Source organism: Oceanospirillum sp. (assembly GCF_982874595.1).
In genome coordinates this window covers 1-7,772 of record NZ_CEYNZH010000086.1, presented here as the reverse complement: position 1 = coordinate 7,772, position 7,772 = coordinate 1, and the positions used below count along the sequence as shown (strand labels likewise).

General features: G+C 51.5%; 6 protein-coding genes. All 6 read right to left on the bottom strand.

The genetic code is table 11. From position 1 onward, the window contains the following. Nucleotides 1-152 precede the first annotated feature (152 nt). Complete coding sequence (accC, locus tag AC4GL5_RS18085; protein WP_490384206.1) at nt 153-2,183, bottom strand: acetyl-CoA carboxylase biotin carboxylase subunit; 2,031 nt, start codon at nt 2,181-2,183, stop codon at nt 153-155. Between the two features lie 40 nt (nt 2,184-2,223). After that, on the bottom strand, nt 2,224-3,036 hold the full coding sequence (locus AC4GL5_RS18080) for an enoyl-CoA hydratase/isomerase family protein (RefSeq protein WP_490384205.1): 813 nt from the start codon (nt 3,034-3,036) through the stop codon (nt 2,224-2,226). A gap of 14 nt (nt 3,037-3,050) precedes the next feature. Next, entirely contained in the window at nt 3,051-4,658 is a 1,608-nt protein-coding gene (locus AC4GL5_RS18075) for a carboxyl transferase domain-containing protein (RefSeq protein ID WP_490384204.1), read from the bottom strand. A gap of 269 nt (nt 4,659-4,927) precedes the next feature. Further along, nucleotides 4,928-6,097, bottom strand: coding sequence for an isovaleryl-CoA dehydrogenase (locus tag AC4GL5_RS18070; RefSeq protein WP_490384203.1), 1,170 nt, complete (start codon nt 6,095-6,097; stop codon nt 4,928-4,930). Between the two features lie 418 nt (nt 6,098-6,515). Further along, nucleotides 6,516-7,037: a hypothetical protein gene (locus AC4GL5_RS18065; protein WP_490384202.1), complete on the bottom strand. Its 522-nt coding sequence runs from the start codon at nt 7,035-7,037 to the stop codon at nt 6,516-6,518. Then, nucleotides 7,030-7,584 (bottom strand): hypothetical protein, encoded by a 555-nt coding sequence (locus tag AC4GL5_RS18060; protein ID WP_490384201.1) that lies wholly within the window; start codon nt 7,582-7,584, stop codon nt 7,030-7,032. Before AC4GL5_RS18060 ends, AC4GL5_RS18065 begins: the two co-directional genes overlap by 8 nt. Nucleotides 7,585-7,772: the final 188 nt, after the last annotated feature.

The following is a 7,772-nucleotide window of genomic DNA, read 5'->3' as shown; positions in this document are numbered from 1 at the left end:
GCACACCGGCATCGGCCAGTTTGTCGATCAGCTGCAGTTTGATATCCGTGCTGATGACGCCGGGTTCATTCTGCAGGCCATCGCGGGGGCCGACTTCAACAATGCGAACTGAGGCGGGGAGCTGCGCATCCGTATGTAAATGAGTTGTCATATCAGGCCTCCTCAGCCTCAAAGGCCACCAGATCCGCACCGCCTTCCACCAGATCACCCGGTTGGAAGAAGATCTCGGTAACGGTGCCATCAACGGATGCGGTGATGGTGTGTTCCATCTTCATCGCTTCCATAATCACCATGGCGGTACCTTTAGTGACCTGTTGACCCGGTTCAACCAGAACCGCAACAATACTGCCGTTCATCGGAGCGGTCAGGCTTGGGCTGTCATCTTCAAAGTCATGGCTGTCCAGATTCGGACGTTGCCACTGGTATTCAAAAGCACCCTGATCGGTAAATACCGTGACGTGACCGTTCAGCTCGGCGACAAAGGCGTTACGACTGTGGCCGTTCAGGCTGGCCTGTAGGCGATCATCATTCAGTGTGCCGTCAGCGATCATGATATGGCCGTCCAGAGTCAGACGGTAACCGCGATCCAACCAGTTGACCGTGATCTCGTGTTCGACTTTTTCATCGTCGCCCTCTTTCTGAGCCAGGGTCTGAGTAAAGCGCACCACATGGGTGGGTTCTTCGTTCAGACGCCAGCCGGAGAACTGGTGCCAGGGTGAGGTTTCATCATGGCTGTGAATCGCTTCTGCTTTACGCTGCTGTTTTTGCTTCAGCAGGGTGTACAGGGTGGCCATCGCCAATGGATTAGCGCTCTGGCTTCCACCATGAGCTTCAAACAGATCCGCTTCATGTTTTTCAATAAAGCCGGTATCCAGCTCAGCATCACGGAACGCTTTGTTATCGATCAGGCGTTTCAGGAAGTGAGTGTTGGTTTTCATACCGGCGATACGGTATTCCGTCAGTGCCTGACTCATGCGCTGCATGGCACGGTCACGGTTCTCATCCCAAACGATCAGTTTGGCGATCATAGGATCGTAGTAGATGCTGACCTCATCGCCTTCACGCACGCCGGTATCGACGCGCACGTAACGGTTCTCTTCCGGCGTGCGCAGGTATTCCAGCTTACCGGTCGCAGGCAGGAAATCGTTATCCGGGTCTTCTGCGTAGATACGCACTTCAACCGCGTGGCCGTTGATCTGAACTTCGTCCTGAGTAATCGGCAGAGTCTGACCAGAGGCGACTGCCAGCTGCCATTCCACCAGATCCTGACCGGTAATCAGCTCGGTTACCGGGTGCTCAACCTGCAGACGGGTGTTCATCTCCATAAAGTAGAAGGAACCGTCTTCATCCAGCAGGAATTCCACGGTACCTGCGCCAACATAGCCGATCGCTTCTGCCGCCCGTACTGCCGCTTCACCCATGGCTTTACGCAGCTCATCAGACATACCCGGAGCCGGAGCTTCCTCAACCACTTTCTGGTGACGACGCTGAACCGAGCAATCACGCTCTGCCAGATAAACACTGTTACCGTGCTGATCGCAGAACACCTGAATCTCAACATGGCGCGGCTTGGTCAGATACTTCTCAACCAGCATGGTGTCATCAGCAAAGCCGTTCATCGCTTCACGCTTGGCGGCATCTAAAGCACCGGTGAACTCGTCTTCTGACCAGACCACGCGCATGCCTTTACCACCGCCACCAGCGGTCGCTTTCAGCAGTACCGGATAACCCATCTCATCAGAGTGTTTTTTCAGCAGGGCAGGGTCCTGGTCTTCACCATGGTAGCCGGGAACCAGTGGTACCTTGGCTTCTTCCATAATGCGTTTCGCAGCACTCTTGGAACCCATCGCCTTGATCGCATCAGCAGGTGGGCCGATAAAGACCACACCGGCATCCTGACACTTCTGTACAAAAGGCGCGTTTTCAGACAGGAAGCCGTAACCGGGGTGAATCGCCTGAGCGCCGGTATCTTTCGCGACCTGCAGGATAGTGTCCATTTTCAGGTAGCTGTCTTTACTGGCTGCCGGGCCTACGCAAACGGCTTCATCGGCCATGGCGACATGCATGGCGTTGGCATCGGCTTCGGAGTAGACAGCGACACAGCGGATGCCCATTTTATGTGCGGTACGGATCACGCGGCAGGCGATCTCGCCACGGTTTGCAATCAGAATTTTATTAAACATCGGTTATCTCCCACATTTTTCCCGTTGGGGCAGTCTGGTATCAGGACTGCTGCCAACCCGGAGCACGTTTCTCAAAGAACGCACTCAGACCTTCCTGACCTTCCTCAGAGACGCGGATTTCAGCGATCAGGCGTTGGGTGTATTCGATCATCTCCTGATCGATCGGGCCTTTAGCGACCCGTGCGATCAGCTCCTTGGTACGGCGGACACTCTGCGGGCTGTTAGCCAGCAGTTTCTGTGTCATATCCTCAAGCGCGCTTTCCATCTCATCCTGAGCCACATACCGATGAGCCAGACCCATCTCAACGGCCTGTTCACCGTTGAAGACTTCAGCGGTCAGGAAATAACGACGGGCGGCACGTTCACCCATGGCCGCCACCACAAAGGGGCTGATAACCGCAGGGGAGAGACCGATTTTGACTTCACTCAGACAGAAGCGGGCTTTTTCGGTGGCGATACAGATATCGCAACAGGCCGCTAAGCCTACAGCGCCGCCATAGGCCGCGCCCTGTACCAAAGCGATGGTGGGTTTGTTCAGATTGTTCAGGGTGTGCATCAGACGCGCCAGTTCACCGGCATCTTTGAAGTTATCTTCAAAGCTGTATTGCGCCATGCGCTTCATCCAGCCCAGATCCGCACCGGCAGAGAAGGACTTGCCGTTAGAGCGAAGCACAACCACGCGCACGGCATCGTTAGCATTCAGGTCATCCAGCACGGTCAGAATGTCAGCGATCAGCTTATCGTCGAAAGCGTTGTGCACTTCAGGGCGGTTCAGAATGACAGAAGCCACACCCTGATCGGAGATTTCGCACAGAACCTGTTTTTGATCAGGAACCTGATTTTCAGTATTCATGTCAGATTCTCCGATTACATGCGGAACACGCCAAAGCGTGTCTCGCGGGTTGGTGCATTCAGAGCAGCAGAGATGGCAAGACCCAGAACATCGCGGGTTTGTGCCGGATCGATCACGCCGTCATCCCACAGGCGGGCGCTGGCGTAGTAGGGGTGACCCTGATGTTCGTACTGATCCACAATCGGCTTTTTGAACGCCGCTTCATCATCTGCTGCCCATGCTTCGCCTTTGCGCTCCATATTGTCGCGCTTCACCTGAGCCAGTACACCGGCAGCCTGTTCGCCACCCATGACCGAGATGCGGGAATTTGGCCACATCCACATCAGATTCGGATCATAAGCACGGCCACACATGCCGTAGTTACCGGCACCGAAGCTACCACCGATCAGCATGGTGAATTTAGGCACTTTGGCACAGGCTACTGCCGTTACCATTTTGGCACCGTTTTTCGCGATACCTTCGGATTCGTACTTACCACCCACCATGAAGCCGGTGATGTTCTGCAGGAAGACCAGAGGAATATTGCGCTGCGCACAAAGCTCAATAAAGTGAGCACCTTTCAGGGCCGCTTCAGAGAAGAGCACGCCGTTATTCGCCACGATACCCACCGGATAACCGTGGATGCGGGCAAAGCCGGTGACCAGCGTTGTGCCGTAAAGCTGTTTGAACTCATCAAATTCAGAGCCATCCACCAAACGGGCGATCACTTCACGCACATCGTAAGGCTTACGCAGATCTTCCGAGACGATGCCGTAGATCTCTTCCGGGTCGTACAGCGGCGGACGGGAAGGCTGGATATCCAGTTCCGCTTTCTTAGATGGGTTCAGACGGGAGATACACTGACGGGCGATCTGCAGCGCGTGCTGATCGTTCATCGCGTAATGGTCGGCCACACCGGAGGTTTTACAGTGCACATCAGCACCGCCCAGATCTTCAGCGGAGATCACTTCACCGGTCGCGGCTTTAACGAGAGGCGGGCCTGCCAGGAAGATCGTGCCCTGCTGGCGCACAATAATGGACTCATCCGCCATCGCCGGTACATAAGCACCACCGGCAGTACAGGAACCCATCACCACAGCGATCTGCGGAATACCTTTGGCGGACATATTCGCCTGATTGTAGAAGATGCGGCCAAAGTGATCGCGATCCGGGAACACTTCATCCTGATTCGGCAGGTTAGCACCACCGGAGTCCACCAGATAGATACACGGCAGGTGGTTTTTCTCAGCGATCTCCTGCGCGCGCAGGTGCTTTTTAACCGTCAGCGGGTAGTAGGTGCCGCCTTTGGTGGTCGCATCGTTCGCGATGATCATGCATTCCTGACCACTGACACGGCCAATACCTGTGATGATGCCTGCGGATGGCACGTAGTCTTTATAAACATTCAGACCGGCCAGCTGCGACAGCTCCATAAAAGGAGCGCCTTCATCCAGCAAGCCATTGATACGGTCACGGGGCAGCAGCTTGCCACGATCCAGATGTTTCTTCTGGGCTGCTTCACCGCCGCCTTTTTTGATCTCTGCCAGTTGCTCGCGCAGATCCTGTACCAGACGCTTCATGTTGCCCATGTTGGTCTGGAACGCTTCAGAGCGGGTGTTGATTTTGCTTTTGATCACCGCCATTGCTAGCTCCCGATAAAATAAGTTGGTAAGGCAGACCGACTGTCGTCGTGCAGGGGGGGACTGTATAGAACAATCATGTCAGCCTGCCTTACCAGACCTGAGTTCGTTCTTGCTGTGCTCGCATCTGTCCCGCGAAATGTCTGTCGGCAAGGACGAAAATAGGGGTTGGGTATTCAGATTAGCGGTGAATCGTCAGGCATTTGATGTTTGTCTGCTGCCTGAGCGATCCACCGAAGATGGCGGCCAGCCTAATGTGGCCGCCGGAGTCCTTATTTAGACTCGGAGAAGATCTCACGACCGATCAGCATACGGCGTACTTCAGAGGTACCCGCGCCGATCTCGTACAGCTTGGCGTCACGCAGCAGACGACCGGTAGGGAACTCGTTGATATAACCGTTGCCGCCCAGCAGCTGAATAGAGTCCAGGGCTACCTGGGTCGCTTTTTCTGCACAGTACAGAATCACACCGGCTGCATCTTTACGGCTGGTTTCGCCACGATCACAGGCGCGGGCTACCGCGTAGAGGTAAGATTTACAGGCGTTCATGGTGGTGTACATATCCGCCACTTTACCCTGAACCAGCTGGAATTCACCGATCGACTGACCAAACTGCTGACGGTCGTGCAGGTAAGGTACAACGATATCCATCGCCGCCTGCATGATGCCGGTAGGGCCGCCGGTCAGAACGGTACGCTCGTAGTCCAGTCCGCTCATCAGAACGCGAACACCCTTACCCACTTCACCCAGTACGTTTTCTTCCGGTACTTCACAGTCTTCAAATACCAGCTCACAGGTGTTGGAACCGCGCATGCCCAGCTTGTCCAGCTTCTGGTGACGGCTGAAACCCGGGAAATCACGCTCAACGATAAAGGCGGTAATACCTTTAGAGCCGGCAGAGGTGTCAGTTTTGGCGTAGATCACATAGGTGTTGGCATCAGGACCGTTGGTGATCCACATTTTGTTGCCGTTCAGGATGTAACGGTCGCCTTTCTTGTCAGCGCGCAGTTTCATGCCCACAACGTCAGAACCGGCCCCCGGCTCAGACATTGCCAGTGCACCAATATGCTCACCGGAAACCAGTTTCGGCAGGTATTTCTCTTTCTGTGCCTGATTACCGTTCAGTTTGATCTGGTTCACACACAGGTTAGAGTGTGCGCCGTAGGACAGACCCACAGAAGCCGAGGCACGGGAGATCTCTTCCATGGCGATAACGTGGGCCAGATAACCCATTTCAGAACCGCCAAACTCTTCAGGAACCGTAATACCCAACAGGCCCATGTCACCAAATTTGCGCCACAGATCAGCCGGGAACTCATTGTCGATATCGATCTGTTCTGCACGCGGAGCAATCTCTTCTGTCGCAAAACGATTGACCTGCTCGCGAAGCATGTCGTAAGTATCGCCCAGGCCGAAGTTAAACTCTTTGTAGATGGATTTCATGGCGTTGCCTCTTCTTGCTGATTTTTATTGTTCGGTTTGAAGTTGTTTTCCGATAGTGTGATTTCTGTGGATGATGAAAGCACACCTCTGATAGTTGATGGGGTAAATTTAATGCAAGTTGACGTTAACGTAAAGGGAAATTTGACAAAGATTTTGTTGGGGGTAACAGGTGCAAGCAGTCCTGAAGAGTATGTTTGTCAGTGTATTGCGGAATGCTTTTGATGGAGATCAGAAAAAAATAGTAGGATAGAAACTGAGAAAATTATGTGTAAAGAGAAAGGGGGGCTAAGTAATTTGTTCAGTATGAGTGTCGATAATATCGTTCACCAGAGTGCACTACGCCCAATGATATTCATCGGGCGTAGTGTAAGGGCAGCGGTCTATTTAAAGAAGTTGTTACCTAACTTCGTTTCTCTTTTTAGCAAGCAGGGCATGCAGATTTTTTTAACCCTAGTGAGGATATAATATCACAGCTTGCACTGACCCCCTGAGTGGTTCCTGATGCTTCATAGACGCATGCTGTTTGACACTGAGTATCTACTTGAGGATCATCCCAGGGCTGGTAAGAACTTCCGTAGCAGTGTTCAATTGAGCCACCTCCAGATCCGCCATTATTACCCCCTCCTCCTGCGTAATTATTGGATAAAGGGCCCGCTGCAATCTTTCCTGATTTTCGGTAGTTATCAAGTACATTTCTCATGTCGTCGTAACAGGTTGCGTTATCATCGTATTTACCAAGAGAGCTTTTCCCGTCCTCTTTACAGGAATGTATATCGTCAGTGTAGCACGACAGGCTGAGTCGCTGGCCGCTGGTCTGATAACACATGGTTGTGTCATCGCTTATTTCATCAATTCTTGCCAGCTCATCTTCAAGTTCAGAACATGCGATAGTTGTAATAGCCATGGCGGTAATGATGATGGTTTTTATTATTTTATCCATCGTTTTCAGCTCCATATCCGTGAAGTTTTTTTTGTTCGCTTATTTTAAAAATACTTCTATAAATCTCATCTTTGTCTTTATCGTTTATTTTTAAATAGAAATTTAGTCTTGATAGATAGTCGGAGCGTTCGGGGTTGGATTTGATAAAGGCTATCAGGTTTTCAGGGGATTGATATTGACCGTAAAGTTCACTACCTGCTTTTTGCGCAATAGCAATCAGAAGTGTTCTTTGATTTTTCTTTTGTTCATCTGAAATCTCTTCGTTAGAGTCGAGCTTTGTGAAGAAATCTTTCTGAAAGAATTTTTTTACTATCCATTTACTGTATGAGCTGTCTTTACCGTATTTTGCACCAGCTAACTCTGGGGTCAGGTACCAGGGGCGGTCAATCGAATATTTGATATAGCTTATAAAAGATTCCTGAGTAGTACAGCAATTCACAGCATCAAGAGAAATGTTGTTCAGTATTGTTTCATCCAGAGCTGAAGAGTTTGGTGCCGCAACAGCAAGATTAGAAAATAGAAATAAAATGAGTGTGATTTTCTTCATTTTGGTCTCCTTTTATGGCGAGCGATCCTGATGAACAAATATAGTCCAAAAACGCAAAAAAAATAGATCAAGATGTTTCTTGGTCCTCGGGGCAGTGTTTTCTGCTGAGAGTGTTACTGTTTTACGTAAGGGGATGAGGGTGTTCATAGTTCTGTGTCACCCATTACTTACAGATCCACGTAACCGTC

Coding starts and splice junctions, on each gene's coding strand:
- accC (WP_490384206.1), bottom strand. CDS start 2,183: ATGTTTAATAAAATTCTGATTGCAAACCGTGGCGAGATCGCCTGCCGC.
- AC4GL5_RS18080 (WP_490384205.1), bottom strand. CDS start 3,036: ATGAATACTGAAAATCAGGTTCCTGATCAAAAACAGGTTCTGTGCGAA.
- AC4GL5_RS18075 (WP_490384204.1), bottom strand. CDS start 4,658: ATGGCGGTGATCAAAAGCAAAATCAACACCCGCTCTGAAGCGTTCCAG.
- AC4GL5_RS18070 (WP_490384203.1), bottom strand. CDS start 6,097: ATGAAATCCATCTACAAAGAGTTTAACTTCGGCCTGGGCGATACTTAC.
- AC4GL5_RS18065 (WP_490384202.1), bottom strand. CDS start 7,037: ATGGATAAAATAATAAAAACCATCATCATTACCGCCATGGCTATTACA.
- AC4GL5_RS18060 (WP_490384201.1), bottom strand. CDS start 7,584: ATGAAGAAAATCACACTCATTTTATTTCTATTTTCTAATCTTGCTGTT.